A 26,382-nucleotide genomic window follows, 5' to 3' on the forward strand; every position below is an offset into this window, starting at 1 on the left:
GCGCGGCCGCGGACGTGATGTGCGTTCCGGGGCCGCGCCGACCGGATCCGTGGGTCAGTTGACGGTGACTACGTCGAGGTCTGGCGCGTAGGCGGTGTCGTTGTGGAACTTGATGGTGTTCGTGCCCGCCGCCAGGTTGACGGTCACGGTGGTGGTCACCGGAGTGGTCCAACTGGATCCGGTGAGGGGAAGTTGGATGTCGGTGCCACCGTTGACGCTGATGTAGAAGGAGCGGCTTCCTGAGAGCAGGTAGTTGATCGTGAGGGTCCGGGTTCCGGCGGTGGTCTCGGTGATGTTGTTGATGGTCACATAGTTGGCCGCGCCGTTGCCGATGTATCCGACCTTCTGGCCGCCCGAGCAGGCCGAGCAGGCGGCGATCACGGCAGCCCCGGCGATGGTGTTGCCGGCGGCCTCCGCCTCGATTCGCTGACCGCTGCTGGTGCCGCCGCTCACCCGGTACAGCACGGTGCCGTGAGCGGGAACGCTGGCGCTGATCGCGCTGCTGGTGCTGGTTTTTGCCCCAGACCAGAGGTCGGTCAGGGTGTAGCTCGACGCGCCGGTCTTGCCGATCGCCGCCACTGTCGTACTGATCGTGGCCGTGGAGCTGTTCTCGTTGAACAGCGCGACGGCGACGTCTCCTCCTGCGAGGGGCTTGGCGAGTACGTCCAGGCCGCCTGCGCTGGAGACCTCGACGCCCTGCTTGCCCAGGGAGTCCTGATCGACGGCGATGACGGCCTTGTTGGTGAGGATGGACAGGGTGGTGGAGCTGGCGCCGACCAGGTTGGTGCCGGAGATCAGCGGGGCGGCCATCTCGGACCAGAGGCTGAACTCGGAGCGGTCTTCGGTGGCGGACATGCCGTTGCCGATCTCCAGCATGTCCGGATCGTTCCATCCGCCGGGCGCCGCGTGCGAGGCGAGGCCGACGTTGGTGTGGAAGTTGGAGAGCATGCTGGAGAAGTTCGCGCTGATGTCACCGGTGGTGCGCCACAGGTTGCCGACCGAGGCGCCCCAGTTCCACACGGACTCCTGGCCCCAGTTGCACAGGCTGAACAGGATCGGTCGCCCGGTCTTGGCCAGGGCGTCGCGCATCGCGGTGTAGCGGGTCTGGGCGGCGACGCCGGTGTTGTTGCAGTTGTCGTACTTGAGGTAGTCCACCCCCCAGGCGGCAAAGCTGTTCGCGTCCTGTTGCTCGTGCCCCAGGCTGCCCGGGTATCCGGCGCAGGTGGCCGTGCCGGCGTCCTCGTAGATGCCGAGCTTCAGCCCCTTGGTGTGCACGTACGCGGCCGTGCCGGAGATCCCGTCGGGGAACTTGGTCAGGTCGGGTTGCAGGTTGCCGTTCGCGTCGCGGCTCTTCTGCAGCCAGCAGTCGTCGATGTTCACGTACTGGTACCCGTCCGCCGCCATTCCCGAGGAAGTGATCTTGTCAGCGGTCTGCTTGATCAGCGACTCGGACACGTTGCAGCCGTAGGCGTTCCAGTCGTTGAAGCCCATCGGCGGGGTCAGCGCGAGCCCGTTGCCCAGCGCCGCAGCCGACGGGGCCGTAGCCGTGAGGCCGGACAGCGCGCCGGCCACCAGGACGGAAGCGGTGATCAGTGTGCGCAAACGTCTGTGGACCATGAATGCTCCTTCAGTTCTTGAGCGTCACGCGGACCGATTCCCGCTCGACTCCGAGCAGCCGCCTCGTCGACACGCACGGCAGCAGGGCGACCGGGCCAACCAATACTCAACACATCCAAACAGGACGACGCACATCACACTGCGATGCATGTCCGCTGTCAACAACGAGGACACAACTGGGTTCTGAGCGCGCTCAACACCCGGCCCGGCGCGCCCTGTAGTACAGGACGCGCGGTTAGACCACTCAGGACGCGGGAACGCGCGTGCCATATTGAGTGCTTCTGGTTGAGAATGAGTGCGCCCTTCTCGGAAGGCTCGCGGACGCGATGGATATCCCATCGACCCGCCCTGAGGCGGGCCGACTCCCTGCAGCCAGCGGCCGCTCAACCCGCGACGGTCCCGGCGCGGACGGCTCGGGGTGAGCAGCCTAGTTCGCGGCGGCAGGCCTTGTTGAAGGCCTGAAGGTCGGCGATGCCGACCGAGGCCGCGACGGCGGGGATCGACAGGGTCGACTCGCACAGCAGATGCCGGGCGCGTTGCAGGCGGCGCCGCCGGATGTAGGCGACGACGGTGTCGCCGGTGCGGGCGCGGAAGAGGCGGGTGAGGTGGTTGTGCGACACCCCGGCCGCCTCGGCGATCCGCGGAACGCTCAACGGCCCGGCAAGGCTGGCCTCGATGTGGGCGACGGCTGCCGCGAACGCGGGGTGCTCCGGGCCGAACTCCGCGCGTCCGGGGAGCCCGGCGACGCGCCACAGCGCTGCCCAGACCTCGGCCGCCGCCTGCGCCGGCGCGCCGGGAAACGCCGCGATGGCGCGCAGGAGGAGGTCGGTCAGCGGCCCTGCCTCGCCACCGGCATCCTGTGCGACCGGCAAGCGCTGCGCGTGGCCGTCCCGGGCGTCGAGGCCATCGAGACCTTCGAGGGTGAAGTGCGCGTAGAGGTGTTCGGAGCGCCCCTGGTAGCGGAACTCCACCACTGTCGCGGGTGGGATCAGGCTGACGTGGCCGGGCCGGACGGTGTACGTGTGCCCGTCGACCGTCAACTGCGCGGTATAGCGGTAGAGGTGGAACTGCCACAGGTCGGGAAGCCGGAACACGTCCCGCAGGCTCGCCGTACCGTGCACGCCGACGCCGAGCGCGGACACGCGGGGCGGCTGCTGCAGGGGCACGTCCAGGAAATGCCCGCCCATGGAGGTCATGGTGGAAAATTACCAGTAGTGGTGATTCCGACCAACGCGCGGCCAGGGTCACTGGCCCTAGCCTGGATGAGCAGCGACCAGTAGAGCGTGCTTCATCGCCGCTCCCCTCGCCCTCTCCGCGCCCGCCCGAAGGATGCGATCACCCATGCCCATGCAGCCCTGGTTCCGCGATGCCAAGCTCGGCATCTTCGTCCACTGGGGGATCTACGCCGTCGACGGCGTTGCCGAGTCCTGGTCCTTCTACACCGGCCAGGTCTCCCACGCGCGGTACCTGAGGCAGCTCGACGGCTTCACCGCCTCCGGCTACGACCCGCGCACCTGGGCGGAGCTGTTCGCCAGGGCCGGTGCCCGGTATGCCGTGCTGACCGCCCGTCACCACGACGGGGTGGCCCTGTGGCCGACCCGGCAGGAGAACGGCCGCTCCGTCGTCGACCGCACGCCGGCCGCGCGCGACCTGCTCGCCGGATACGCGGACGCGCTGCGCGAGCGCGGCCTCAAAGTGGGCCTGTACTACTCGCACTCGGACTGGAGCCACCCCGACTACGCCAGCGTCGTCCACCCGGAGGCGCCCAACGAGGACGTGGCGACCAATCCGCTCGTCGCCCCGCCCGGCGGCGTCCCGGACCCGGCGGCCTGGGAGCGCTACCTCGCCTATCGCGACGGACAGGTCCGCGAACTGGTCGACGACTACCGTCCGGACCTGCTGTGGTTCGACGGGGAGTGGGAACGCAGCGAGGAGCAGTGGCGCATGCGCGAACTGTCCGAGCAGATCCTGGCCGCGAACCCGCGGACCGTCCTGAACGCACGGATGATGAGCTACGGCGACTACGCCACCCCCGAGCAGGGTCTCCCGGTCCAGGCCCCGGACGGTCCGTGGGAGCTGTGCCTGACCGTCAACGACTCCTGGGGCTACCAGCACGCCGACAGCAACCACAAGTCGGTGCGGCAACTGGTGCGCTACTTCGCGGAGACCATCGCGATGGGCGGCAACCTGCTGCTGGACGTGGGCCCCAAGGAAGACGGCACCATCGCCGACGAGCAGGCAGAACGCCTGACCGGATTGGGCGACTGGATCGCCAGGCATGATGCGGCCGTTCACGGCACCGGCGCGGGGCTGCCGCTGGGACACCACTACGGCCCCAGCACTCTCTCCGACGACCGCCGCACCGTGTACCTGTTCTGCTTCGACGCCCCGCGCGAGTCGATCCCGCTGCGCGGCCTGCGCTCACCGGTGAAGCGGATCAGGGTGCTCGGGACCGGTGCCGAGCTCGGCCACCGCCGCGACCCCGGGCTCGGCAGGGTCCCCGGCATGCTCTGGATCGAGGCTCCCGCCGAGGCCGACCTCGACCCGCACGCCACGGTGCTGGCCCTGGAACTGGACGGCGAACTCGACCTCTACCGGGGCTCGGGACGCGACTGACCCGCCGGGTGACCGCGCGCCGGCGAAGGGCGGGCGCGCGGCCGGGCGGTGGAGCTACAGCCAGGTCTGGAACTTCTTGATGTAGAGCGTCTTCACCAGCTGGGTCAGGCCGCAGTAAGCCAGCAGGGTGCCGAAGAGCCACGGGAAGTAGCTCATCGGGAGCGCGGTGAAGCCGAGCCCGGCCGCCAGCGGCGAGAAGGGCAGGAAGAGGCCGGTCGCGACCGCGAGGATCGTCATCACCATCACCGGCCAGGAGGCGCGGGACTGGATGAAGGGGATCTTCCGGGTGCGGATCATGTGGACGATCAGCGTCTGCGAGAGCAGCCCCTCAATGAACCAGCCGGACTGGAACAGCGCCTGGTGTGCGTCGCTGTTCGCGCCGAAGACGTTCCACATCACCAGGAAGGTGGTGATGTCGAAGATCGAGCTGATCGGGCCGATCGTCACCATGAACCGGCCGATGCCCTTGGCGTCCCAGTTGCGGGGCTTGCGCAGGTACTCGGGGTCCATCCGGTCCCACGGCGTCGCGAGCTGCGAGACATGACTGCCACATGCCGGCTCCGCCGCCTCGCGCACGCCCTGATCACCGCAGTTGCCGGGTACCCACATCGGCCACAGCTTGTCCCCGTGCCTCAGCCGCGGGGCGGACCGTCGGTCTGCTCCGGGAAGACCGCGGTGACCTGCCAGCCGGCCTGAGCGACAGGACCGGCTTCGAAGGTGCCACCCAGCGCGGCCGTCCGTTCGGTCAGCCCCAACAGTCCGAACCCGCCGCCGCTGCGGGGCAGGCGCGGGTGCGCAGGCGTGCTGATGCCCCCCTGATTGCGGACTTCGACCCGCAGACCCTCCCCTGTCCGGCGGACCCGCACGCTGACCTCGGTGGCCGCCGGGGCGTGCTTGCGGATGTTCGTCAGGGCCTCGCGGACGACCCGGTGGGCGCCCGCCGCCAGGTCGGGCGCCACCAGGGCCTGCAGAGCCGGGTCGATGTCCACGGTCACCGGCGGCCCGGTGCGCTGGAACTCCTGCACCAGCGTCTCGATGTCCGCGAGGCCCGCCAGCGGGCTGGTGCCGGTCGGCTGTTCGCGCAGCACCGCCACGACGCGGCGCATTGCGGCAAGCGCCTCCGCCGCTGCCTGCTCGATCCGTTCCAGCCGCACCTCGTTGGCGGCGGGGTCGCCCGGCAAGGCGCGGGCGGTCTGTGCCTGGACCAGGATCCCGGTGACGTGGTGGGCGACGAAGTCGTGCAGCTCGCGGGCGAGCTCCAGGCGCTCCGCCGTCCGGGCGTCCTCCACGGCGTGATGGCGGGCTGTGTCCTGTGCCCGCAGATACAGCGACAGCGCCGCGACCGCGACGGTCAGCGCGCTGACGGTCGCGGTGACCGGCCCCGGGTGTGCGTCACGGACCGGGGTGGCCACCGCGGCGACCGCGAGCGCCGTGCCCAGACCCAGCGCCCATGTCCGGGGCGCTCGCCGGAGCACGCCGGTGAGCAGGACCAGCAACGCCAGGGCTTCCCCGACGCCCCAGAGGTGGATATCCGGGTGCAGCCCCAGCATCAGGGCGGTGCAAGCCAGCGAGACGATCGCGGCGGCGCACCCGCGTCGCAGCAGCGACGGCCGCCGCACCGGCACGGCGCACGCGCTGGCGAACAGACCCGACGTGAGGATCACCAGATTCGCGAGATTCGACTGGTTCGCGAAGTGGATGGTCTCGAAGGTCACCGCAGCGGCGAGGGCCAGGGCGAGGGCGAGGTGACCGGCGGCCGTCCGGGTCGGCCAGTCCGTGATCGCCCACAGCCGTGGCCCGCTCGACCCCTCCTCCGGGCCACCCGGACCGGCGGCTCCGGTGCTGTGCCCGCTCGGCGGTCTCATCCACGCCCTCCAACTCCGAGGTTCGTCGTCGCCCGGACCTCAGCACCACACCTGTGACCAGCACTGTCGCAGGCCGACACCGTGGCGGCGACGAGGTGGCCGCGGTGGTCAGGCGTGTCGCGCCCGACCGCACCGATCGGCACAGGCTTGACTGGACGAGACGAGAGCAAGGAGACAGGCGTGGCGATCAGCGTGGTCATCGCGGACGACCAGGAGATGGTCCGCAGCGGCTTCCGGGCCATCCTGGACGCACAGCCCGACATCGAGGTCCTCGCCGACGTCGCCGACGGAGTCGCGGCCCTGGAACAGGTCCGCCGACTGCGTCCCGATGTCCTGCTCCTGGACGTGCGGATGCCCCGGATGGACGGCCTGGAAGTCCTGCGCCACCTCGACGAAGAACCACCGGCCACGCCCCCGGGGGAGGCCGGTACGCGGGTCGTCGTGGTGACCACCTTCGACCAGGACGACTACGTCGACGCCGCGCTCCACCACGGCGCCAGCGGCTTCCTCCTCAAGGACTCCGGCCCCGCCCTGCTCATCGAAGCCGTCCGCGCCGCAGCCGCCGGCGACGTCCTGATCTCCCCCTCCGTGACCGTCAGGCTCCTGGCCCAGACCGCCCGACGCCACAAGGCACGCACCCCCCGTCGCGCCCTGAGCGACCGGGAACTGGACGTGGCACGCCTGGTGGCCCACGGCGCGAGCAACGCCGAGGTCGGCAAGGAACTGCACCTGTCGCTGTCGACCGTCAAGACCCACCTCAGCAGCATCCAGGACAAGCTCGAAGCAAGGAACCGCGTCGAAATCGCCGCCTGGGTCTGGGAGAGCGGCCAGGCCACGAGCCAGAACTGACCCCGCGAGCGAACCTCCTTTCTCAGGCATGCCGAGTGCGGCCTACTGAAGTGCGGCGTCGAGCCCGGCGGTGAAGTCCGCGACCGAGATCGCCTCGCCATCGGGGCCGATGACGTCGATACGGGTGTTGTTGGCCTCGACAGTCGGTGTCCCGGGGATGCTGGCGCGGGCGTAGGCGTCGGCCACCTTCTGGGCTCACGGCAGTTAGGGCCTCTCTTATGGACCGACCTGCTTGATGAGCCCTCGGGCACTCAGCAGCGCGCCGCCCTTCGCTTCGCTCACTTGGGGTTCTCTCCTTGATCGTTGGCAACCGCTGTTCGATTGGGTGGAGTTCATCGAATCGGCCGCCCCGGACAGCCCCGACATGAATCGCGCATGCCAAAGAAGCGCCGGGCTGTCCGCCCGTGCCGACGCCAGAGGCCGGTCAGGCCTGGGACGCTCCGAGGAAGCGCAGAACGGCGAGGACGCGGCGGTGGTCCGTGTCGATCACCGGCAGGTCGAGCTTGGCGAAGATGTTGTTGATGTGCTTCGCCACCGCGCTCTCGCTGACCGTCAGCGCCTCGGCGATGCCGGCGTTGGAGCGCCCCTCGGCCATGAGGCCCAGTACGTCCCGTTCACGAGGGGTCAGCCGGTCCAGCGGGTCGCTGTCCCGTCGCAGCAGCAGCTGGGCGACGACCTGCGGATCCAGCGCCGTGCCCCCGTCCGCGACCCGCTGCACCGCCTCCACGAACTCCCCTACATCGGCGACGCGTTGCTTGAGCAGGTAGCCCACGCCGCTGGTGTTGGTCGCCAGCAGGTCGGCCGCGTACTGCTCCTCCACGTACTGCGAGAGCAGCACCACCGCCGTCCGCGGCCACCGCCGACGGATCACCATCGCGGCGCGCACCCCTTCGTCGGTGAAGCCGGGCGGCATCCGGACGTCGACCAGGGCGAGTTCGGGCCGGTGCTCCTCCACTGCCGCCAGCAGCGCTTCCCCGTCACCGACTTCCGCGGCGACCTGGAAACCACCCATCTCCAGCACCTTGACCAGACCGATCCGCAACAGCACCGAGTCCTCGGCGATCACCGCTCGCACGGCAACTCCGCCGCGATGGTCGTCGGTCCCCCGACGGGGCTGCTGACGCGGAAGGTCCCGTCGACGGAGCCGACCCGCTTGGCCAGCCCGCTCAGCCCCGTACCGGCGGAGGCGTCGGCACCACCCAGTCCGTCGTCGATGACATTCACCCGCAACACCTTCCCGACCCGCCTGACGGTCACCTCGGCACGTGTCGCGCGAGCGTGCTTGGTCACGTTGGCCAGCGCCTCGGAGATCACGAAGTACGCAACCGACTCCACAGCGGGCACCACCCGCTCCTCAAGATCGACCCGCAGGCGCACCGGCAATGGCACCCGGGCGGCCAACCCGGACAACGCCGCGTCCAGCCCTCGGTCTTCGAGGACGGCTGGGTGCAACCCGCGTACCAGATCGTTGAGTTCGGCGATCGCCTCCTTCGCCTCTAGGTGCGCCTCCGCGATCACCTCGCGGGCCTCACCCGGCAGGTCGGGGCGCGTGGCCATGGCCAGGCCCAGGTTGACCGCGAGGGAGACCAGCCGCTGCTGGGTGCCGTCGTGCAGGTCACGCTCGATCCGGCGGCGCTCGGCGTCGACTGCCTCAATCAGGTCGGTGCGGCTCCCGGCCAGGTACTCGACCCGCTCCTGGAGCCGCTGGGCCCGGCTGGGCCACCCGAGCAGCGCCAACGCGAATCGCGACTCCGTCCGGGCCACCGCCCCCGCCATCCACGGCACGGCACACAGCAGGGCGATGCCGGCCACCGTGTAGCACGGCGCTTGCGTCGCGTAACCGAACCAGTCCTGGCGGACCCCCACCGGCAGCACCCACACCCAGCCGTAGGTGATGGCGCCCACCAGGCCCGCGGCCGCCATCGCGAGCACCGACAGCTCCAACGCGGCCACCAGCGGGCCCAGGAAAAGGTGGTATCCGAGCTGGCGCCAGATACGCGTCGAGGAAAGCCGTCGGGCGACTGCCGACCACGACCACCGCTCCGGCGTGGGCGTCGGCCGAGGGATGTCCACTCCGAGGAGTGCCCGGTGGCGGTACCGCTGAACGGCCGTCAGCACCGGGACACCGAGCAGGATCAGGGCGACCGACGCGGTGAGCACCAAAGCCCAGTTCCCCGTCTCGGCGGCGGCCGTCGCGCCCCAGGACCACACGGGCACCAGGGCCAGGTGCGGCATGACACCGGCGGCCAGGAAGCCGATGTCCCGCCGCGCCCGAAGCGCCGAGCGCCTCAGCACGGGTGGAATCATCATGATCCGACACTAGGACACCTCGACGGGGGTCTGCCATGAGCGTGGCACCCGGATCCATGGTGGCACCAGTGCCACCGTTTGCTGATTCTGGTGTCGGACAAGAGAGGCGCTAGGCCCATCCTCCGCACGTAGCGGTATCGGTTGAATGCACTCTGCGTGCCGTGACGGTGGGCGGGGTGGGGGTGTTGTCCGGGTGTGTCGATGACTCCGCCTCCTGGCCGCCGTGTCGCTGTCCGGCGTGAACGTGTCCCGCTGCGCGTGCGCGCGGTGGTGACCCAGGTGGTGACCAAGCGTCTGGGCGCTCTGCCCATGGTCGCGGACCTGCTGGAGATCAACCTGGCCTGACCGGCGCGAACCCGATGGAGTGGGCGCTGCTTCCCCCGGGCTTCCGTGACCGGCCGGGTCGGTCGGAGTCGCAGACGCGTTCCATGGCCTCCTCGACCTCGCGTCGCTCCTGCTCCCAGCGTGACCTTCGCTGTCAGTGACCACAGGCATGCTGTTCCCCATGACACTACGGATATCGGGCGAGGTCCCCGCCGAACCGTCGAGAGCCTGCCTGGACGTGGACGGGAGGAGCTTGTCGTTCCTCGACTTTGGCGGGTCGGGGCGTGTCCTCCTCGCCCTGCACGGCCACTTCGACGAGGGCCGCACGTTTACCCGCCTGGCCGAGGAGTTGACGCCCGACTGGCGGGTGATCGCACTGGATCAGCGAGGGCACGGTTTCTCGGACCGTACGGCCGACTACTCCCGCGGAGGCTACGTCGACGATGCAGTGAGGTTGCTGGATCACCTCGGCGTCGGCCGGGCCGTCGTGCTCGGCCATTCACTGGGCGGTGTCAATGCCTACCAGCTCGCCGCTCGCGAGCCGCACCGCGTTGAGGCCTTGATCATTGAGGACATCGGGGTCGAACTGGATCATGACCTCTCGTTCTCGCTTGCCTGGCCGCGTCGGGCGGCGACTCGATCCGGTCTGATCGAAGGGCTCGGTGACTCGGCTCGCTACCTCATGGGTGCCGTGCGTGAGTTCCCTGACGGGTGGGGCCTGGCGTTCAGCCCGGAGGACATGGTCCGCTCCGGGCGCCAACAGGTCGGCGACTACTGGAGCGACTGGCTGGCCACCGATTGTCCGGCCCTGCTCATCCAGGGCACCAAAAGCGACATCCTCGGATCCGGAGAGGCCAAGGCGATGGCGCAACGCCGCCCCGGAACACGCTTGGCTGAGCTCACGACCGGCCACACCGTTCATGCAACCGACCCAGCCGGGTTCATCGACGTCGTCCGCGAATTCTTGGAGTCGCTGTGATCCAGGTCGCCTACGGGCACCCGAAGGACCGGCGGGTGGACCTCAAGCAGATCCAGGCCGGTCTGGGGATCAGCGCGGACGGGGCCGTCCCGCTGCTGGCCACCGTGATCTCCGGGCAGCCGGCGTGCGCCTGGACCTTCGGTTGAACACTTTGGATCTTGTTGCGGGCCGGCGGCTCCAGCGGCCCGCAGGAGGTTCGTTCCTCGGCCGTATGGAAGCCATCGTCGAAAGACCAATCATCCAGAGTTGATCTGCTCGTCTCCTCCGCAGGCAGCAACACGCTGACTGGACAGGGAAGATCACCATGCCGTCCGCACCACCGGCGTTGGCCGGAACCACCCAAGGACCGGCCGAAGGCCATCTGCATCTAAGTGGGCGGCTACGGCGAAATGACGGGCGAGGTCGGCTCCGGCATCAGCGACCCGGCCTGCCGCGCGGCGTTCGTCGCAGGCGTGGAGAAGCTCGGCGGAGGCGACTCGGCCATGGCCCAGGTCGCCAACGCCTTCGGCCAACCCCAGTGCGTCCTGGTCCCCGACAGCACCGTTCCCGCCGCTACCGGTACGCCCGGTCAGCACCGCTCCCTGATCCCGGACGGCAAGCTCGCCTCGGCGAACCGCCTGGGCGGCGACTACTCCGGCTTCGACACCGCCCATCACGCGGGCGGCCACCTCGAGTACGACGTCACCAAGGACGGCGTCGACCTCTCGAAGCCGCTCGCCTGGGACGACCTCGATGCGGTCCCCCTTCGCCTACGTCAGTGACCCTGGCCTCTCCGACGAACGGCCCACCAACATGGCCGGCGTCGTCTCGGGCAGCTACGAGTTCACGGTGAAGCTGCCCGAGAAGCAGGGCAACCACATCATCTTCACCATCTGGCAGCGCGAGCGGGCCGCCAACGGCGCGGGTGGTTCTGGAGAGACCTTCCACTCCGTCTCCGACGTCACGTTCGCCAAGTAACGATCGGCCGATCGGCCGAGAGGAATTGTCCTCTCGGCCGATCATCGGCAGCGGTCCTCCGCTCTACGGTGGGGAACACCTGCGACACCGGACCCACAGCCGAACGAGGGAGGCACATGGTTGCCCTGCGCCATCTTGAAATTCTGCGAGCCGTCGCCGCCGAGGGCTCCCTCGCCCGCGCGGCGCGCCGCCTGCACTACTCGCAGCCGACCGTCACCTACCATCTGACCAACCTGGAGCGGCACTTCGGTACACGCCTGGTGGACCGCGGGCCCCGCGGCGCCTCGCTCACCGAGGCCGGCGCTGTCCTGCTGCCGCACGCCGAGGCCGTGGTGGCGAGGATGGCGGCGGCCCGCAGCGAGGTGCTCGCGGTGGTCGCCTCGGGTCGTGGGCAATAGAAGATCTCTTGGGCTTCGCCTCGCGTTCGCCGCCTGTTCGCGCCTTGGCCTACGCCGCGTCGCCGGGCGTCGTGGCAGCTCCGGGCACCACCGCGGACGAACAACAGACGCGCGGCAGGCGCATCCTGTCGACTCGCTGTGGACAACGGCGCAGGCCATGGGGTTGACAGCAGGCATTGGTCCAGGCCAATTTAGCGATCAACCCCGGCCGGGCACCGCACTCTCCTTCCCCACAGAGGAGTTCCGTCATGCTCGAACGCGCCACTGTCCAGGACTGTCGGCCTACGCGAAGCCGACGCGGCAGCGCGCTCGCCGCCGCCGCGGCCTTGCTCGCGGCAGGCTCTGTCTCGCTGATGGCCACCGCCGGCGGCGCCTCGGCCGCGACGACAAACCTGCTCTCCAACCCAGGCTTCGAAACCGGGAACCTGAGCGGCTGGAGCTGCGACAGCCTCGGGACCGTCGTCAGCACGCCTGTCCACAGCGGTGGTTACTCGCTGCAGGGTGCCGCCTCCGCGTCCGACGACGCCCAATGCACGCAGACGGTGGCCGTGCAGCCCAACACGACCTACAACCTCTCCGGCTACGTCGAGGGCAACTACGTCTACTTGGGAGTGACCGGCTCCGGCACGACCGACACCAGTAGCTGGACGGCGTCCGCGCCGAGCTGGACGCAGTTGACCGACACCTTCACCACCGGCGCGTCGACCACCTCGGTGCAGGTCTACGTCCACGGCTGGTACGCCGAGGGCAGCTACCACGCCGACGACCTGTCCCTCACCGGCGGATCCGGCTCGACCGGCAGCGCCAGCCCGAGCTCGAGCCCGAGTTCGAGCTCGACTCCCAGCCCGACAGCCTCCGCCTCGGCCTCCGCCTCGCCCACCCCGACCAGCAGCAGCTCGTCCGGATCCGGCACCTACGGCGCCTTCTCGCCGTACACCGACCTGTCCGTATGGCCGACCTTCGACCTGGCCTCCGGGGCAACCACGGAGGGCACCAAGTACTTCAACCTCGCGTTCATCACCGACGGCGGCTCCTGCACCCCGATGTGGGGCGGCGTCACCGCGATCACCGACTCGGCGACCGCCACGAACATCGCCAACCTGCGCGCCAAGGGCGGCGACGTCCGCGTCTCCTTCGGCGGCGCCAGCGGCACCGAACTTGCCCTCAACTGCACCAGCGCGAGCGCACTCGCAGCGGCCTACCAGCAGGTGATCACCCAGTACGGCCTGAAGTACATCGACTTCGACGTCGAGGGCGCTGCCATCAGCGACACGGCCTCCATCGGCCGCCGCAACCAGGCCATCGCGATCCTGGAGAAGAACAACCCTGGCCTCAAGGTCTCCTACACCCTCCCGGTCCTGCCGACCGGCCTCACCACCGAAGGCGTGGCCGTCCTGACGAGCGCCAAGAGCAACGGTGCGAGCCTCGCGGCCGTCAACATCATGGCCATGGACTACGGCGCCTCCTTCTCCAGCGACATGGGCCAGAACGCCATCGACGCGGCCACCACCACCGAGAGCCAGATCAAGTCCGTGTGGACGACGCTCTCGGACTCCCAGGCCTGGGGCATGGTCGCGGTCACCCCGATGATCGGTCTCAACGACGACACAAGTGAGACCTTCACCGTCGCCAACGCCACGACCCTGGTGAACTTCGCGAAGACCAAGCACCTGGCCTGGCTCTCCTTCTGGTCCGCCACCCGCGACAAGCAGTGCTCCGCCGGTGCCGTGACTTACACGGACGCCACCTGCTCCTCGATCCTGCAGAGCTCCGGCGCCTTCGGTCAGGCGATGTCCGCGTACACCGGTTGACACCCTCGACTCACCCAGGCTGGGTGGGGCCGCCGCTCGTCATCGGACGGCCCCACCCCAGGCTCAGCCTCGCCGCGGCCCGGCACGCTCCGGGCGAGCCGAGTCACCGGGAGATGCGGTAGTCGGCCAGCAGGTAGCCACTGGGCGACGTCACACTTCGGAGCAATTCGAGGCGAATCGGCGGCAGTCCGTCCAAGAGCCGTCGTCCACCGCCGGCGATCGCCGGTGCGACGGTGAGCCGTACTTCGTCGATGGCGTCCGCTGCGAGCAGTGCCTGGGCGACCGAGATGCTGGCGTGGACGCCGATGTCACCGCCGTCCGACTTCTTGAGGTCCTGCACGAACTGGGCCAGCCCGCCTTCGATCGCCGTCGCATTGTGCCAGTGCCGTTCCAGTGGTGTGGAAGTCGCGACGTACTTCGGGACCTCGTTGATGAACGTGGCGAACGGCTCGATCTCGCTGCCCGGCCAGAACTCAGACCACTGGTCATAGCTGTGGCGGCCGAGAATGACCGCGTCCTGCGTGGCGATGATCGCGGCACCGTGGGCGTCCACCACTTCATCCCAGTCGAAGAAGAACGTGCTCGGGTCCTCGGCTACGCCGTCGAGGGACAATAGTTCGGTCAAGACCACCTTGCGCATGCGGATCTCCTTCGGTCGAGCGGGATGTCGTCTACTGTGACGGCTCGATCCTCCGAAACTCATCGGTATGTTCCGCTCGAGATCCGATGGCAGGCGCTGCCCACGGTGCAGGGCGGGAGATCGCTTCCCAACCCGCAAAACTGTTCCGGTCGCCGAACCGGCGGCGGCCCGGCCTGACGGAAAGTCGGCCGCCTAGGACAGGCAGCCGACGTGGGCGAGGGCCTGCTTCAGAAGGACACCGTGCCCGCCCGGCATCTCCTGCTGCACCAGGGGCGACGAGGCCTCCTGCGGAGTGAACCAGACCAGGTCCAGCGCGTCCTGCCGGGGGCGGCAGTCACCGGTGACCGGCACCACGTAGGCGAGGGACACGGCGTGCTGGCGAGGGTCGTGGTAGGGCGTGACCCCGTGCGTCGGGAAGTACTCGGCGACGGTGAAGGGCTGAAGGGAAGCCGGGACCTGAGGCAGCGCCACCGGGCCGAGGTCCTTCTCCAGATGACGCAGCAGGGCGTCGCGAACCCGCTCGTGGAGCAGGACCCGGCCGGAGACGAGGGTGCGACTGACCGTCCCGTCCGGCCCTATCCGCAGCAGGAGTCCTACGTGGGTGACTTCTCCGCTGTCGTCGACCCGCACCGGGACAGCTTCGACATAGAGAATCGGCATCCGAGCGCGCGACAGCTCCAACTCGTCGGGAGCGAGCCATCCGGGCATGGTTTCGGTCACGTCAGACATTGGGCGATCCTACTTTCCGAGGCAGCCCGGCTCGCACGCACCACGCCACCGCCGGGCTCGCGGGCTGTGCTGTTCCTGGACTCCCGTAATCCCCCCGGCCGCACAGTCTCCTCAACGGGCCCCGCGGCCCGACGTGCGGTGACGCTCGCCGGACGGATTGCGAAGACACGGCGGACGGCGTCAGTGCCCGGCGGCCAGCCGCCGCAGCCGGCTCAGCTGGTGCTCGGGGCCATTCGCAACTACGCGCGTCCAGGCCGTCACTTCGGATGGCTGGCTTCGCAGGGCCGGATGTCCCTCCCGCCCCGGACGTGGGTGCGCCCACGGAGTTCTAGGCCGCCGATCACGGTTCGTCGCATGGACTGTCGCCCCCGCGCTCGCCCCCGAGCCGGCACACACCCCACAGAGACCGTAGACCCGCGCAGAATGCCCCGCAGGGCGAAGGCCCCGCGCGGGCGAAGCGGCGGTCTCTCGGCACTACGCAGTCGTGGATACCGTGAACGTGATCCCATGTGTGTTGATCTTGCCTAGGGTCGCCTCAACTGCCTTCGCGCGGTCCTCCGAGAGGACCACCTCCAGAAATGTGACGGCCGTTCCCAGACGATGGGTGAGAGCGGGCGTCTCGCCTGGCGCCAAGTGGCGGAAGTAGAGTTCCGCCTCGGCCATTCGGCCATGGGGTACCTCGGCGATGATGTGCGTTCGAACGCCCATGAGCAAGACCTCCTCGGATCGGCGAGAGCCCCCTCTCCACACTATGTCTCGCCCGGCGAGCTCGCCGGGGCGAGACCGTCTCCTGCGACGTCGAGCAGCTGAGTTGAGATCGGATCGTGGCTGACTCGAACACTGACCGAGGCAACTCTGCTCCGACAACATGGGCCCATGGCAAAACCGCCGTACAGGAGCAGGCACGGACTCGTGTACCGGACTTGTACGTCGCTCGGCGCCCTGCTGTTGGAGGCTGCGGGCGTCGCAACGGGGCTGGCCCTGGTGTTCTCTCATGCCTGCATCGAATGCAGCGTGCCGACCAACACTCCGGCCTCCGTCAACGTCCCGAGCGTGGTTGGGTTCTATGGCGTTCCCGCGCTGGTGGTCGCCTGGGCGTTGTGGCGGAGGCGATGGGAGGTTGTTGCCGTCAATGGGCTGGTGGTGCTCTGGGTGGTGCTGGCTACGCCCTGACTGTCGTCGCAGCGCCGTCGCGCAGGTCCCGCCACAGCTGCCGCACCACCAGGGCGAAGACGGCGAGGGCGAACGCGGATGCTTGCAGCCTATTACTGACAGTGGGTTCAACACCATCCCTGGGCCCCTGCACCACTGGCTGGTGGGAGCAGGTCCGCCCAGCGCGGCCAGCAGTGCAGCGCCCATCGGACCCAGCGCCATCGCGCGTTCTGGCCCGGCACGGGCTTGGCAACACCGGCTACGGCCCCGCCTGCTGCCGCAGAAATGAGGTTCAAGGAAGAATGCGTCGCATGGCGAACATCGACGAGTACGGCGGCGGACAGCACACCCCCGATGTCCTGGTGGTCACCACCAACGACGTCCCCGGCTACAAGGTCGACCGCATCATCGGCGAGGTCTTCGGCCTCACCGTCCGGTCCCGCAACATCGGCAGCCAGATCGGCGCGGGCCTCAAGTCTCTCGCCGGCGGCGAGCTGCGCGGGCTGACGAAGACCCTGGTCGAGAGCCGCAATCAGGCCATGGACCGCCTCATCGAGCAGGCCCGCGCGCGAGGCGGCAACGCCATCCTCATGATGCGATTCGACGTCACCGAGGCCGACGGCAACGGCACCGAGATCTGCGCGTACGGGACCGCCGCCGTCATCAGCCCGAACGGCTGACGCGCCTTCGGGCGCGCGCGGACGTCATGGCGCGCCGGGTCCCGGGCTCGGTGCGCCGGCGGGGAGTTCCAGCTCGAACCAGACCACCTTGCCGTCCGGGGTCGCGCGGCTGCCCCAGCGGTGGGAGAGCTCGTTGACCAGGTGCATGCCGCGGCCGCCCTCGTCGTCGGCCTTGGCGTGGCGCAGGCGGGGGGCGTGGCCGTCGGTGTCCTCGACGGCGACGCTGAGGACGCGGTCGCGGATCAACCGGAGTCGGGTCGGCTTCTCCGAGTGCAGCAGGGCGTTGCTGACCAGTTCGCTGACCAGCAGTTCGGTCGCGTCCCGCAGGCTGGGCAGGTGCCAGGAGTCGAGCGTGTCGCGCACGAAACGCCGGGCCACGCCGACCACCTCCGGATCGCGGGAGAGCGGGAGACCGGCGATCCAGTCCGGCTGGCGGCGCAGTACCCGCGCCATGATCACGGCGATGTCGTCCTCGCTGCTCGCGGCGGCGAGGGTCTCAAGGACGAGGTCGCAGCGCTCCTCCAGTGAATCGCGGCGCTCCGCGACCGTGCGGCGGAGGAGTTCCAGGCCCACGTCCAGGTCGCGGCCGCGGCGCTCGACGAGCCCGTCGGTGTAGAGGCAGAGGAGGGCGTCGCCGGGCAGGGTGAGGTCGACGCTCTGGAACGGGACGCCGCCGACGCCGAGCGGCGCGCCGGTGGGCAGGTCGAGCAGGCGTGGCAGACCGTCCGGGTCGACCAGGACCGGCGGGAGGTGGCCCGCGCAGGCGAGGGTGGTGCTGCCGTCGACCGGGTCGAAGACCGCGCAGACGCAGGTGGCGAACTGGCCGTCGCCCATCGCCGACGCGGTCTCGTCCAGCCTGCGCAGCACTCGGTCCGGGGAGAGATCCATGCTGATCAGGGTCCGGGCGGCGGTGCGCAGTTGGCCCATGCTGGCGGCGGCGCGCATGCCGTGGCCCATCACGTCGCCGACCACCAGCGCGACCCGCCCGCAGGAGAGCGGGATCACGTCGAACCAGTCGCCGCCGACCTCACTGATGACGCTCGCGGGCAGGTAGCGGTAGGCGATGTCCAGGCCGGGCGTGGTGCGCACCTCCTGCGGCAGCAGGCTGTGCTGGAGCATCAGCGCGTTGTTGCGCTCGCGCCGGTAGAGCCGGGCGTTGTCGATGCAGACCGCCGCGCGGGCGCTGAGCTCCTCGGCGAGGGCGACGTCGGCGGGGCCGAACGGGGTGGGGTTGCGCATCCGGATGAACTCGGCGCCACCCAGCACCGCGCCGCGCGCCAGCAGCGGGACCATCAGGTACGAGTGGACGCCCGCCCGCAGGGCCGGCTCGACCCGGTCGGGGTGGGAGGTGATCCGGTGCATGATCTCCTCGTCGACCTCCGCGAAGAGGATGGAGCGGCCGGTGCGCAGGCTCTCGGCGTAGATGGCCGCCGATGAGGAGACCACGCCGACCTGGTCCGCCGCACGGACCATGCTCTCGCCGTCGGCCTCGCCGACCGCGACGGCCCGCATCAGCACCCTGCCGTCCGCAGGCATCACCGGCTCGTCGTATTCGCCGACGCCGTCCTGGACCACCGCGTCCAGCAGATCGACGGTCACGAAGTCGGCGAAGCGCGGGACCACGAGTTCGACCAGCTCCTCGGCGGTGCGCTGGAGGTCGAGCGTGGTGCCGATGCGGGTGCTCGCGTCGTTGAGCAGCGCCAGCCGGGACTGCGCGGCCCGCGCTTCGACCAGGGCCTGTTCGCGCGCGGTCAGCGCGGCGCGCTCGCGGGTGAAGAGGCGGGCGTTGTCGATCGAGACGGCCGCGCGGGCGGCGAGCTCCCCGGCCAGGGCCAGATCCTCCTGGTCGTAGGGGCGTTCGGTGACCGTCCGGTAGAAGCAGGCGACGCCGAGCGCCGCGCCGCGTGCGATCAGCGGCACGATCATGAACCCGCGCACCCCCTCCGCGCGGACGGAGCGTGCCCGCTCGGGGTCCGCGTCGAACCAGCGCAGTGAGCGCTCGTCGAGGTGCGGGACGAAGACAGGACGGCGGTGGGCCAGGCACCAGGCGTAGGGGGTGGCGGGGTGGAAGCGGTGCACGTTGCCGACGGGGGCGACCGGCGTCATCCCTGCCCCCTCGACGGTGTGGAAGGCGAGTCGGCGCAGCAGCGCGGAGCGGTCGGCGGGTCCGCGGGGCGCGGCGGCGGGGTCGGTGCCCTCGGGCGCGTTGCCGTGGACCAGCTCCTCCAGCACTTCCACCACGACGGCGTCGGCGAGCCCCTGGGTGGCGACCTCGGCGAGTTCGAGCGCGGTGCGCTGCAGGTCGAGTGTGGTCCCGATGCGCGCGGAGGCCTCGTTCACCAGCGCGAGCCGCTCACGAGTGGCGTTGGCCTGCTGCAGGGCCTGCTGACGGGCCAGCAGGGTCTGGTGCTCGCGCAGATAGAGGCGGGCGTTGTCGATGGCGACTGCGGCGCGAGCGGCGAGTTCGTCGCCGAGGGTGGCGTCCTCGTACTCGAAGGCCTCGCGGTCGCTCCGGCGGAGGTAGACGACCATGCCGAGCACGGTGCCCCGGGCGACCAGCGGGGTGATCCGCACCGGGCCGGGCGCGGCGCGCTCGTCCGGTCCGGTGGGGGCCGACGCGTCCAGGAGCGTCGCGAGCAGGGCGTCGCGGTGGTCGGCGGGCAGGGTGACGGTGCGTCCGGTCGCCATGGCGCTGGCGTAGGCGGATTCGGGCGGGACGCCGAGGGCGGTGCCGAGCGCGGTACCGAAGGCCGTGCCGGAGGCCAGTCGATAGGCCTCGGCCGGAGCCGACGACGCGACGGCGAGCCGGCGCAGCCGCTCCTCGCCGACCCGGGCTCGGGCACCCGGACCTGCATCCGCGGCTGCACCCTCACGGGCGCCGGCACGGGTCCCACCGCCGCCGGCCCCGGTCAGTGGGGTGTCCGGTTCCGGCACCGCAGCGGTCTCGTCCCCGGTGACCAGGCGCTCCCGCACGAACACCGCGGCCAGGTCCGCCACCCGCGGCACCATCGCGTCGACCAGCTCGTGCGCGGTCCGCTCCAGATCCAGCGTGGTGCCGATCCGCGCGTTCGCGTCGAAGAGCACCCGCAGCCGCTCGCGCGTGCGCGCGGCGCGCCTCTCCGCCTGGAAGCGCGCGGTCACGTCCACGATGGTCGAGCTGACGCCGAGGACGCGGCCGGTCGGCTCCTGGAGCCGGAAGTAGGAGGCCGACCAGGCGCGCTCGCGGCCGGGGTCGCCCGGGGTGATCCCGTGGGAGCGGGCGTCGACGACCGGTTTGCCGGTCTCCAGGACGCCGCGCATGACGGTTTCGATCTCCGCGGCGTTCAGGCCCGGCAGTAGGTCGGACACCTTGTGTCCCAGGTGCTCCTCGACCGGCAAGCCGTTCGCGGCGGCGAGGGCGTCGTTGAGCCGGACGAAGCGCAGGTCGGTGTCGTAGACGGCCATGCCGACCGGGGCCTGGGTGAAGAAGCTGTCCAGGACCGCCAGGTCCGACTCGAGCCGCCGCAGCGAGCGGACGTCCGAGGCCACGGCCAGGACCAGCGGATGGCCGGTCGGCCCGGTCAGCGGGTGGGTCCGGAACTCCAGGTTGACCAGATGGCCGTCGCGGTGGCGGACCGGGAAGACCCCCGACCAGTCCTTGCCCGCCAGGATCGCCTCGAACAGGTGGATGACTCCGGGCCGGTACTCGGGGGTGGTGAGCAGGTCGGCGGCGAGCCTGCCGACAGCCTCGCCGGGGGTGTAGCCGAGCAGCACCTCGGCGTCGGAGCTCCAGTGCAGGATCGTCCCGTCGTCGTTGATCAGCGCGGTCGCGATCGGGATCGTCAGCAGGCCGCCTGGGCGCGCCGCCTCTCCGGGCCGCGGCACGTTTCCCGGCCGCGCCGCGCCGCGCCCGGCCCCCGGGCCGTCGCCGGGCCCGCCGCTGCCGCCCTGTTCGTGGGATCGCATGGCCAGGTAACCGCCCAGGAGACGCGCGCCAATACCGCCAATGGGGGAACCACCAGGTGGGAGATCGCTCCTTCCCATCGATCTTCCCACGTCTCGCGCACAGCGCTCGCGGAGTGGCCACCGATCCGGCGGTACGGCGGTGACGACGACCGGCTACGCCTCGCCCGGATGCCAGCGCGGCCACTCCCAGGGCCGGTCGGCCCAGTGGACGAGCTCGGCGTCGTCCAGGTCGAGCTCAGGGAACAGCTGGTGGACGCGGGGGACGAACTCCTCCCGCGCCAGCGGCTCGGTGCTGCCGCCGCCCAGCCTGACCAGCCGGTACCGGTTGTCGGCAGCGAAGGGTGCGACGTCGACGAGCGGTTGCTGCGTCGCGTGGTGGAAGCTGCCGCCCTCGGAGTCGACCACGTCGTCGACGCGGGGCCGCACGGGGGGCCTCTTGTGTCGCTGGAGCAGACTCATCGTGCACCGCCTTTCCGGGTCACGAGTCCGGCGAACACCTCCACGGTACGCGCGAGCGGCTCGGCGCGAGTAGCGGAGGAGCGGGCGGGGAAGAGCTGTGGGGTCATGACAAGCGCACTCCATCCGCCCCGGAGGTTCCTCGCATGCTCCGCTCGAAGCCCGGCCGCTCGGAGTTCAGCCGCGCACACTGGCTCCTCACCGCCGCTGCCGCCCTGGTGCTCGGCCTCACCACCGTCGCCTCCGCGGACAGCGCCGGAGGCGCGGGCAGGGAAAGCCTGGCCCCGGCGCCCCACAGCGCAGCGCGCCACGCGACGGCCGCCACCGCGGACTCCCCTTGCGGCTTCACCGCGTCCGTCCCGGCGGACCGGTTCAAGGGCATCCCGGTCTTCGACGCGAAGAAGGCGGCCGAGCCCTTCACGGTGAAGCTGCACACCAGCCAGGGCCAGATCACCTTCCGGGCGCTGACCGCCCAGGCCCCGTGCACCACCTTCTCGTTCCGCTTCCTGGCCCAGCACGGCTTCTACGACCGCACCCACTGCCACCGCCTGACGACCCAACGGATCTACGTGCTCCAGTGCGGCGACCCGACCGGCACCGGCAGCGGCGCACCCGGCTACTCCTTCAACGACGAGAACCTGACCGGCGCCACCTACCCGGCCGGCACGGTGGCCATGGCCAACGCCGGCCCGAACACCAATGGCAGCCAGTTCTTCTTCGTCTGGAAGGACACCAAGCTCTCCCCGGCCTACACGCCCTTCGCCCGGGTCACGGGCGGCATGGACGTCCTCCTCAAGATCGCCGCCGGCGGCGAGGACGACCAGAACGGCCCCGGCGACGGCTTCCCGACCCTCCCCGTCGACATCCACCACGCGGCGGTCAGCCGGAACTGACGCCGCGTCGGCCGCGTCTCCCCACCGCCCGCGCGGCGCGGTACTCGCGCAGCAGCAGGGCGAGGGCGGCGGGGAGGGGCGGGCCGAAGGGGGCGCGCAGCAGGGCTGCGCCCTTGGCGGTGGCCGCGGCGGCGGTGAGGTCGTCGAGGGCGATGAGGGTGCGGACCATCGGGCGGTTGGCGGGTGGGGTGAGGGCGAGGAGGGTGCGGCCTCTGTCGAGGCTCGTGCGCGCCAGGGTGAGGAGGTGGGCCAGGAGGGCGCGGGTCGCCGGGGTGTCCTGGGCCGTGGCGAGGTCCTCGCGGGTGACGCCGAACTCCTTGAGGGTGTCGAGCGGGACGGTCAGCCGGTCGGCCGCGAGGTCCTCGGCCAGGTCGGTGACGAAGTCGAGGCGCTGGCTGCCGTCGATATAGGCGCGGCAGGCGGCGCGGACCTCGGCGGTGGGCGGGGCGAGCAGGCAGGCGACGACCATCAGCGCGGGGAGCGAGTACGCGTCCAGGTAGGCCTGGTAGTCCGCCTCCGTCCTGAAGCCCACGAAGTCGAGGTCGGCGAGCGCCGTGTCCAGGAAGGCCTCGGCATGCTCGCGCAGCGCCGGGTGGGCGTCCGCGCTGTGGGCGAGCGCCCGGACCAGCGGGGAGTCGGCGCGCGCCGACCCGGCGAGCGCCGCGCGGACGGCGTGCTCCCAGACCCGGTAGGCCTCGCGCCGCCCGGCGAGCGGCCCCGAGTCGAGCAGGTTGTCGGTGTGGTGCATGAACGCCGTCGCGACCAGGACGTGAGGCACCAGCTCCGGCGGCACGAGCAGCCGGACCGCGAGATACGCCTCGCGCTTGAAGCGCGCCACCGCTCGGCGCTGCGCGGTGTAGTCCGCGCGCAGCGCGGGGTCGGTGACGCGGGCGGCGTCGAGCGCGCGGTCCCAGCTGTTCCAGGGTTTCGAGGGTTTCCAGGGCTTCCAGAGGGTCACGGGGGCTCAGCTTGGCAGAGACGACCCGTCCAGGTCGCGCCACAGGTCGCGGAGGAGGGCGATCTCGGCGCCGTGGTGGAGCAGTTCCTGGTTGACCCACCACACCGTCTCGATGAACGGGTCCTCAGGGTCGCTGCCGTTCGGGTAGGTGCTGTGGCCGATCTTGTCGAGCGTCGCATCGTCCGCGACGCTCAGCAGCGCGTCGCGCCACGCCTCCGCCGCCGTGTCGAACATGACCGCCGCGTCGGCCGCGTCACCGGCGGCGTGGAAGTCATCGCGGGTGAGGCGGTGGCTGCCGTTGGTGTGGTCGGCGCGGAGAGCCAGCATCTCGGCGAGGTGGCTGAGCCGCCAGGCGATGGTGGTGAACGGCGGCGGGGTCGGATGCACCGGTGCCGTGTCGCGGCCCCACCGCCCCGCCCCGACGAGCAGTGTCGCCCCGCGCCCCGGGGCCGCCGTGGCGCGCGGGCGGACGGACCAGCAGCCGGGCACCGGCTCCCACAGGTACTCGGCGTCCGTCATCGGCGGGACCTCGATGTCCAGGCCGTTGCCGCTGTTGACGAAGGGCCCGCCCATCCGGTCGGTGAGACGCTTGCGGGCGAAGTCGTACTGGTCGAGCAGCGGGGTGAGCCGGACCGGGGTCGCCATCGAAGTTCCGCTCCGTTCTTGAGTGATGGCGTCAGGTTGTCACGGCCTGTCGCGGCCGCCCAGGCATTTTCCGAGCGGCGGGGACTCCGCCGGCACCGCACCGATGGTGATCGATAAGGTCACAGCCGCGCAGAGCACGATCAGCCAGGCGAGGGATCCACCGAGCCGCTCCCCCTCAGCGGTCGAAACACCTCCGCTCGCGTTCCCCATCGACTCCGGAACCGCACCAGTAGTCGGTCAACGCGCGTTGAGCTGGCCACTCTTGATGATCAATCACATTTCACCGGGACGTAACAATCCATCCCCCACCCCTTCCTACGCAGACGCTGTTGACCACGCAATGACAATTCTGCTTTGCTACACCACGGCCAGTGGTGCACCCACGCGTCTGCAACATACGACCCCCCGTCAGTTCTCACGGTCGGCGCCACCTTTCTTCCCCCCGTCTGCATCCGGACGGGCGTTCTGCGTGCAGGGATCCACCGCCCGCCGTCCCCGGCAGGGCGGCCAGCAGAGTGCAGAGAGGACCCACCTCACATGGGCAACCCCCATCGTCGCGGCCTCCGCCGCCTGGCCATGACCGGCCTGGCGACGCTGTCGCTCCTCACCGGAGCGGCGCTCACCGCCGCCTCCACCCCGGCCGCGGCCTCCCCGGCCGGAGCCGCCAGCTCGTCCGTGGCCAACCCCTACAGCCCGGCCAACGGACACGCGTACCGGCACGGCGTGATACCCACGCGTTCGACCCAAGCCAAGATGAAGCAGTGGGACGCGGGTCACGTCTCTCCGCAGGTGGCGACCGGACCGCAGACGCTCTCGTACGGCGGCGGCACCAACGGGGTCGGCGTCCTGCACAGCAAGTCCCGGGTCTACCTGGTCTTCTACGGGAACCAGTGGGGCTCGCAGAGCACCAACGGCAGTGGCGACCTCACCTTCTCGGGCGACCCGAGCGGCGCGGCTCCCGTCGCGCAGGAGATGTTCAAGGGCATCGGCACCGGCAGCGAACTGTGGTCGGCCGAACTGACCCAGTGGTGCGACGGCGCGGGTGTCGCCACCGGCGCCACCAGCTGCCCCTCCGGCGCCAGCTTCATCCCCTACCAGAGCGGCGGCGTCCTCTCCGGCGTCTGGTACGACAACTCCGGCGCCTCACCGGCCACCGCGTCGGGCAACCAGCTCGGCCAGGAAGCCGTCAACGCGGCCGGACACTTCGGCAACACCACCGCCGCGTCGAACCGCGACACCTACTACGTGATCATGTCGCCGACCGGCACCAACCCCGACAGCTACCAGGGCGCGTACTGCGCCTGGCACGACTACACCGGTGACACCACCCTCACCGGCGGCGCCGTCAGCTCGCCCTACGGCGACATGGCCTTCTCCAACCAGCCCTACAACACGGACTCCGGTGCGGGCTGCGGCGTCGGCTTCATCAACTCGCCCGGAACCCTCGACGGCTACACGATGACGCTCGGCCACGAGTGGCACGAGACGATGTCCGACCAGTTCCCGGCGGGCGGCTGGACCAACCACGTCTCCGGCAGCTCCTACAACGGCCAGGAGAACTCCGACGAGTGCGCCTGGCTCGCGGCCGGCACCGCCGGCGGCGCGGCCAACATCACCATGGGCACCGGCACCTTCGCCGAGCAGGCCAGCTGGTCCAACGACACCAACTCCTGCGCCATCTCGCACCCCATCGTCAACCACGGTGAGACGGTCTCGGTGACCAGCCCGGGCAACCAGAGCACCACGGTCAACACCGCGGTCTCGCTGCAGATCTCCGGCTCCGACTCGGCCGGCAAGTCGCTGACCTACAGCGCCACCGGTCTCCCGGCGGGCCTGAGCATCTCCTCCAGCGGCCTGATCAGCGGCACCCCGACGACGGCGGGAACGTCCTCGGTCGTCGTCACCGCCAACTCCGGCACGGCGTCCGGCACCGCGAGCTTCAGCTGGACGGTCAACCCGACCGGCGGCGGTGGCGGCGGCGTCACCAACGGCGGCTTCGAGACCGGCAGCTTCTCCGGCTGGACGACCACCGGCAACGCCGCGGTCACGGCCGGCGCGAAGCACAGCGGCAGCTACGGCGCGATGCTCGGCCTGACCAGCCCGTCCAACACCTCGACCGCGGCGCAGACCTTCACCGCGCCGTCCGGTTCGACGAAGCTGTCCTTCTACTACAACGTGACCTGCCCGGACACCGTCACCTATGACTGGGCCACCGCCACGCTGAAGGACAACACCACCGGCACCACCACCACCGTCCTGGCCAAGACCTGCGTGTCCAGCTCCGGCTGGGTGCTCAAGACCGCGAGCATCACCGCCGGTCACAGCTACACGCTGACCCTGACCAACAAGGACGACAACTATACTGGCGACCCGACCTACACCTACTACGACGACATCACCACCTCCTGATCCTGATCAGGAGCACCGCCTGAACGACTGAGGGGGTGGTGGGGGGGGGGGGGGGGCCGCCCCCCCCCCCCCCCCCCCCCCCCCCCCCCCCCCCGGGGGCCCCCCCCCCCCCCCCCGCCCCCGCCCGCCCCCCCCCCCCCCCCCCCCCA

26 protein-coding genes are annotated in these 26,382 nt (G+C 70.4%); 13 read left to right on the forward strand and 13 right to left on the reverse strand.

Annotation, left to right across the window (positions count from 1 at the left end; translation table 11 throughout):
- Positions 1–54: 54 nt before the first annotated feature.
- Together ABIA32_RS31070 and ABIA32_RS31075 are read right to left on the reverse strand one after the other, a co-directional pair.
- Complete coding sequence (locus tag ABIA32_RS31070; RefSeq protein ID WP_370102763.1) at positions 55–1,617, reverse strand: alpha-galactosidase; 1,563 nt, start codon at positions 1,615–1,617, stop codon at positions 55–57.
- Between the two features lie 383 nt (positions 1,618–2,000).
- Complete coding sequence (locus tag ABIA32_RS31075; protein WP_370102764.1) at positions 2,001–2,813, reverse strand: helix-turn-helix domain-containing protein; 813 nt, start codon at positions 2,811–2,813, stop codon at positions 2,001–2,003.
- Positions 2,814–2,958: 145 nt separating this feature from the next.
- Here ABIA32_RS31075 and ABIA32_RS31080 point away from each other — a divergent pair, with 145 nt between their 5' ends.
- A complete protein-coding gene (locus ABIA32_RS31080) occupies positions 2,959–4,233 on the forward strand; it encodes an alpha-L-fucosidase (RefSeq protein WP_370102765.1) in 1,275 nt (424 codons plus the stop codon).
- Between the two features lie 54 nt (positions 4,234–4,287).
- Here ABIA32_RS31080 and ABIA32_RS31085 read toward each other — a convergent pair whose 3' ends face one another.
- Positions 4,288–4,842, reverse strand: a complete 555-nt coding sequence (locus ABIA32_RS31085) for a cation transporting ATPase C-terminal domain-containing protein (RefSeq protein WP_370102766.1) — start codon at positions 4,840–4,842, stop codon at positions 4,288–4,290.
- Between the two features lie 23 nt (positions 4,843–4,865).
- Positions 4,866–6,098: a sensor histidine kinase gene (locus ABIA32_RS31090; protein ID WP_370102768.1), complete on the reverse strand. Its 1,233-nt coding sequence runs from the start codon at positions 6,096–6,098 to the stop codon at positions 4,866–4,868.
- Between the two features lie 180 nt (positions 6,099–6,278).
- Between ABIA32_RS31090 and ABIA32_RS31095 the strand changes: the two genes are divergently transcribed.
- A complete protein-coding gene (locus ABIA32_RS31095) occupies positions 6,279–6,947 on the forward strand; it encodes a response regulator (protein ID WP_370102770.1) in 669 nt (222 codons plus the stop codon).
- 42 nt (positions 6,948–6,989) lie between these two features.
- Here ABIA32_RS31095 and ABIA32_RS31100 read toward each other — a convergent pair whose 3' ends face one another.
- The 3 genes from ABIA32_RS31100 to ABIA32_RS31110 all read right to left on the reverse strand — a co-directional run bounded on the left by ABIA32_RS31100 (position 6,990) and on the right by ABIA32_RS31110 (position 9,257).
- Positions 6,990–7,133, reverse strand: a complete 144-nt coding sequence (locus tag ABIA32_RS31100; RefSeq protein ID WP_370102771.1) for a hypothetical protein — start codon at positions 7,131–7,133, stop codon at positions 6,990–6,992.
- Between the two features lie 238 nt (positions 7,134–7,371).
- A complete protein-coding gene (locus tag ABIA32_RS31105; RefSeq protein WP_370102773.1) occupies positions 7,372–8,022 on the reverse strand; it encodes a response regulator in 651 nt (216 codons plus the stop codon).
- The gene (locus ABIA32_RS31110; protein ID WP_370102775.1) at positions 8,010–9,257 is read right to left on the reverse strand and encodes a sensor histidine kinase; all 1,248 of its coding nucleotides are present in this window, start codon (positions 9,255–9,257) and stop codon (positions 8,010–8,012) included. The genes ABIA32_RS31105 and ABIA32_RS31110 overlap by 13 nt, the downstream gene beginning before the upstream one ends.
- 201 nt (positions 9,258–9,458) lie before the next feature.
- Between ABIA32_RS31110 and ABIA32_RS31115 the strand changes: the two genes are divergently transcribed.
- From ABIA32_RS31115 to ABIA32_RS31145, 7 genes are all read left to right on the forward strand, one after another.
- On the forward strand, positions 9,459–9,602 hold the full coding sequence (locus ABIA32_RS31115) for a hypothetical protein (RefSeq protein ID WP_370102777.1): 144 nt from the start codon (positions 9,459–9,461) through the stop codon (positions 9,600–9,602).
- A gap of 232 nt (positions 9,603–9,834) precedes the next feature.
- On the forward strand, positions 9,835–10,560 hold the full coding sequence (locus ABIA32_RS31120; RefSeq protein WP_370102779.1) for an alpha/beta fold hydrolase: 726 nt from the start codon (positions 9,835–9,837) through the stop codon (positions 10,558–10,560).
- Entirely contained in the window at positions 10,557–10,706 is a 150-nt protein-coding gene (locus ABIA32_RS31125; RefSeq protein ID WP_370102781.1) for a hypothetical protein, read from the forward strand. Before ABIA32_RS31120 ends, ABIA32_RS31125 begins: the two co-directional genes overlap by 4 nt.
- Before the next feature lie 243 nt (positions 10,707–10,949).
- Entirely contained in the window at positions 10,950–11,321 is a 372-nt protein-coding gene (locus tag ABIA32_RS31130) for a lytic polysaccharide monooxygenase (protein ID WP_370102783.1), read from the forward strand.
- On the forward strand, positions 11,293–11,517 hold the full coding sequence (locus tag ABIA32_RS31135; RefSeq protein WP_370102785.1) for a lytic polysaccharide monooxygenase: 225 nt from the start codon (positions 11,293–11,295) through the stop codon (positions 11,515–11,517). The genes ABIA32_RS31130 and ABIA32_RS31135 overlap by 29 nt, the downstream gene beginning before the upstream one ends.
- Positions 11,518–11,633: 116 nt before the next feature.
- Complete coding sequence (locus ABIA32_RS31140; RefSeq protein WP_370102787.1) at positions 11,634–11,915, forward strand: LysR family transcriptional regulator; 282 nt, start codon at positions 11,634–11,636, stop codon at positions 11,913–11,915.
- 248 nt (positions 11,916–12,163) lie between these two features.
- Entirely contained in the window at positions 12,164–13,726 is a 1,563-nt protein-coding gene (locus ABIA32_RS31145; RefSeq protein ID WP_370102789.1) for a carbohydrate binding domain-containing protein, read from the forward strand.
- Positions 13,727–13,829: 103 nt separating this feature from the next.
- Here ABIA32_RS31145 and ABIA32_RS31150 read toward each other — a convergent pair whose 3' ends face one another.
- Positions 13,830–14,366, reverse strand: a complete 537-nt coding sequence (locus ABIA32_RS31150) for a dihydrofolate reductase family protein (protein ID WP_370102791.1) — start codon at positions 14,364–14,366, stop codon at positions 13,830–13,832.
- Between the two features lie 192 nt (positions 14,367–14,558).
- Positions 14,559–15,095, reverse strand: coding sequence for an NUDIX hydrolase family protein (locus tag ABIA32_RS31155; protein WP_370102792.1), 537 nt, complete (start codon positions 15,093–15,095; stop codon positions 14,559–14,561).
- Positions 15,096–15,971: 876 nt separating this feature from the next.
- On the opposite strand from ABIA32_RS31155, the gene ABIA32_RS31160 reads away from it, so the two are divergent.
- Positions 15,972–16,268, forward strand: a complete 297-nt coding sequence (locus ABIA32_RS31160; protein ID WP_370102794.1) for a hypothetical protein — start codon at positions 15,972–15,974, stop codon at positions 16,266–16,268.
- A 290-nt stretch (positions 16,269–16,558) separates the two neighbouring features.
- Positions 16,559–16,927, forward strand: a complete 369-nt coding sequence (locus ABIA32_RS31165; RefSeq protein ID WP_370102795.1) for a YbjQ family protein — start codon at positions 16,559–16,561, stop codon at positions 16,925–16,927.
- A 24-nt stretch (positions 16,928–16,951) separates the two neighbouring features.
- On the opposite strand, the gene ABIA32_RS31170 is transcribed toward ABIA32_RS31165, so the two are convergent.
- Together ABIA32_RS31170 and ABIA32_RS31175 are read right to left on the reverse strand one after the other, a co-directional pair.
- Positions 16,952–20,872 carry a SpoIIE family protein phosphatase gene (locus tag ABIA32_RS31170; RefSeq protein WP_370102797.1) on the reverse strand — a complete coding sequence of 1,307 codons (3,921 nt, stop codon included), beginning with the start codon at positions 20,870–20,872 and terminating at the stop codon, positions 16,952–16,954.
- Between the two features lie 153 nt (positions 20,873–21,025).
- Complete coding sequence (locus tag ABIA32_RS31175) at positions 21,026–21,331, reverse strand: hypothetical protein (RefSeq protein ID WP_370102799.1); 306 nt, start codon at positions 21,329–21,331, stop codon at positions 21,026–21,028.
- Between the two features lie 143 nt (positions 21,332–21,474).
- Between ABIA32_RS31175 and ABIA32_RS31180 the strand changes: the two genes are divergently transcribed.
- Complete coding sequence (locus ABIA32_RS31180) at positions 21,475–22,221, forward strand: peptidylprolyl isomerase (RefSeq protein ID WP_370102801.1); 747 nt, start codon at positions 21,475–21,477, stop codon at positions 22,219–22,221.
- Here the strand turns inward: ABIA32_RS31180 and ABIA32_RS31185 are convergent.
- Both ABIA32_RS31185 and ABIA32_RS31190 read right to left on the reverse strand, forming a co-directional pair.
- Positions 22,208–23,179 carry a phytoene/squalene synthase family protein gene (locus ABIA32_RS31185; RefSeq protein ID WP_370102803.1) on the reverse strand — a complete coding sequence of 324 codons (972 nt, stop codon included), beginning with the start codon at positions 23,177–23,179 and terminating at the stop codon, positions 22,208–22,210. The genes ABIA32_RS31180 and ABIA32_RS31185 overlap by 14 nt on opposite strands.
- 6 nt (positions 23,180–23,185) lie before the next feature.
- Positions 23,186–23,824 (reverse strand): DinB family protein, encoded by a 639-nt coding sequence (locus ABIA32_RS31190; RefSeq protein WP_370102805.1) that lies wholly within the window; start codon positions 23,822–23,824, stop codon positions 23,186–23,188.
- 537 nt (positions 23,825–24,361) lie between these two features.
- Between ABIA32_RS31190 and ABIA32_RS31195 the strand changes: the two genes are divergently transcribed.
- Positions 24,362–26,233: a hypothetical protein gene (locus ABIA32_RS31195; RefSeq protein WP_370102807.1), complete on the forward strand. Its 1,872-nt coding sequence runs from the start codon at positions 24,362–24,364 to the stop codon at positions 26,231–26,233.
- Positions 26,234–26,382: the final 149 nt, after the last annotated feature.

Source organism: Streptacidiphilus sp. MAP12-20 (assembly GCF_041262525.1).
Classification (GTDB): Bacteria; Actinomycetota; Actinomycetes; order Streptomycetales; family Streptomycetaceae; genus Streptacidiphilus.

Bases quoted from the DNA above. Each gene is read 5' to 3' on its own strand.
- ABIA32_RS31190 (WP_370102805.1), bottom strand. From the start codon at position 23,824: ATGGCGACCCCGGTCCGGCTCACCCCGCTGCTCGACCAGTACGACTTC.
- ABIA32_RS31160 (WP_370102794.1), top strand. From the start codon at position 15,972: ATGGCAAAACCGCCGTACAGGAGCAGGCACGGACTCGTGTACCGGACT.
- ABIA32_RS31085 (WP_370102766.1), bottom strand. From the start codon at position 4,842: ATGTGGGTACCCGGCAACTGCGGTGATCAGGGCGTGCGCGAGGCGGCG.
- ABIA32_RS31075 (WP_370102764.1), bottom strand. From the start codon at position 2,813: ATGACCTCCATGGGCGGGCATTTCCTGGACGTGCCCCTGCAGCAGCCG.
- ABIA32_RS31140 (WP_370102787.1), top strand. From the start codon at position 11,634: ATGGTTGCCCTGCGCCATCTTGAAATTCTGCGAGCCGTCGCCGCCGAG.
- ABIA32_RS31195 (WP_370102807.1), top strand. From the start codon at position 24,362: ATGGGCAACCCCCATCGTCGCGGCCTCCGCCGCCTGGCCATGACCGGC.
- ABIA32_RS31115 (WP_370102777.1), top strand. From the start codon at position 9,459: ATGACTCCGCCTCCTGGCCGCCGTGTCGCTGTCCGGCGTGAACGTGTC.
- ABIA32_RS31150 (WP_370102791.1), bottom strand. From the start codon at position 14,366: ATGCGCAAGGTGGTCTTGACCGAACTATTGTCCCTCGACGGCGTAGCC.
- ABIA32_RS31080 (WP_370102765.1), top strand. From the start codon at position 2,959: ATGCCCATGCAGCCCTGGTTCCGCGATGCCAAGCTCGGCATCTTCGTC.
- ABIA32_RS31090 (WP_370102768.1), bottom strand. From the start codon at position 6,098: ATGAGACCGCCGAGCGGGCACAGCACCGGAGCCGCCGGTCCGGGTGGC.
- ABIA32_RS31180 (WP_370102801.1), top strand. From the start codon at position 21,475: ATGCTCCGCTCGAAGCCCGGCCGCTCGGAGTTCAGCCGCGCACACTGG.
- ABIA32_RS31070 (WP_370102763.1), bottom strand. From the start codon at position 1,617: ATGGTCCACAGACGTTTGCGCACACTGATCACCGCTTCCGTCCTGGTG.
- ABIA32_RS31135 (WP_370102785.1), top strand. From the start codon at position 11,293: ATGCGGTCCCCCTTCGCCTACGTCAGTGACCCTGGCCTCTCCGACGAA.
- ABIA32_RS31110 (WP_370102775.1), bottom strand. From the start codon at position 9,257: ATGATGATTCCACCCGTGCTGAGGCGCTCGGCGCTTCGGGCGCGGCGG.
- ABIA32_RS31170 (WP_370102797.1), bottom strand. From the start codon at position 20,872: ATGCGATCCCACGAACAGGGCGGCAGCGGCGGGCCCGGCGACGGCCCG.
- ABIA32_RS31130 (WP_370102783.1), top strand. From the start codon at position 10,950: ATGACGGGCGAGGTCGGCTCCGGCATCAGCGACCCGGCCTGCCGCGCG.
- ABIA32_RS31165 (WP_370102795.1), top strand. From the start codon at position 16,559: ATGGCGAACATCGACGAGTACGGCGGCGGACAGCACACCCCCGATGTC.
- ABIA32_RS31145 (WP_370102789.1), top strand. From the start codon at position 12,164: ATGCTCGAACGCGCCACTGTCCAGGACTGTCGGCCTACGCGAAGCCGA.
- ABIA32_RS31155 (WP_370102792.1), bottom strand. From the start codon at position 15,095: ATGTCTGACGTGACCGAAACCATGCCCGGATGGCTCGCTCCCGACGAG.
- ABIA32_RS31175 (WP_370102799.1), bottom strand. From the start codon at position 21,331: ATGAGTCTGCTCCAGCGACACAAGAGGCCCCCCGTGCGGCCCCGCGTC.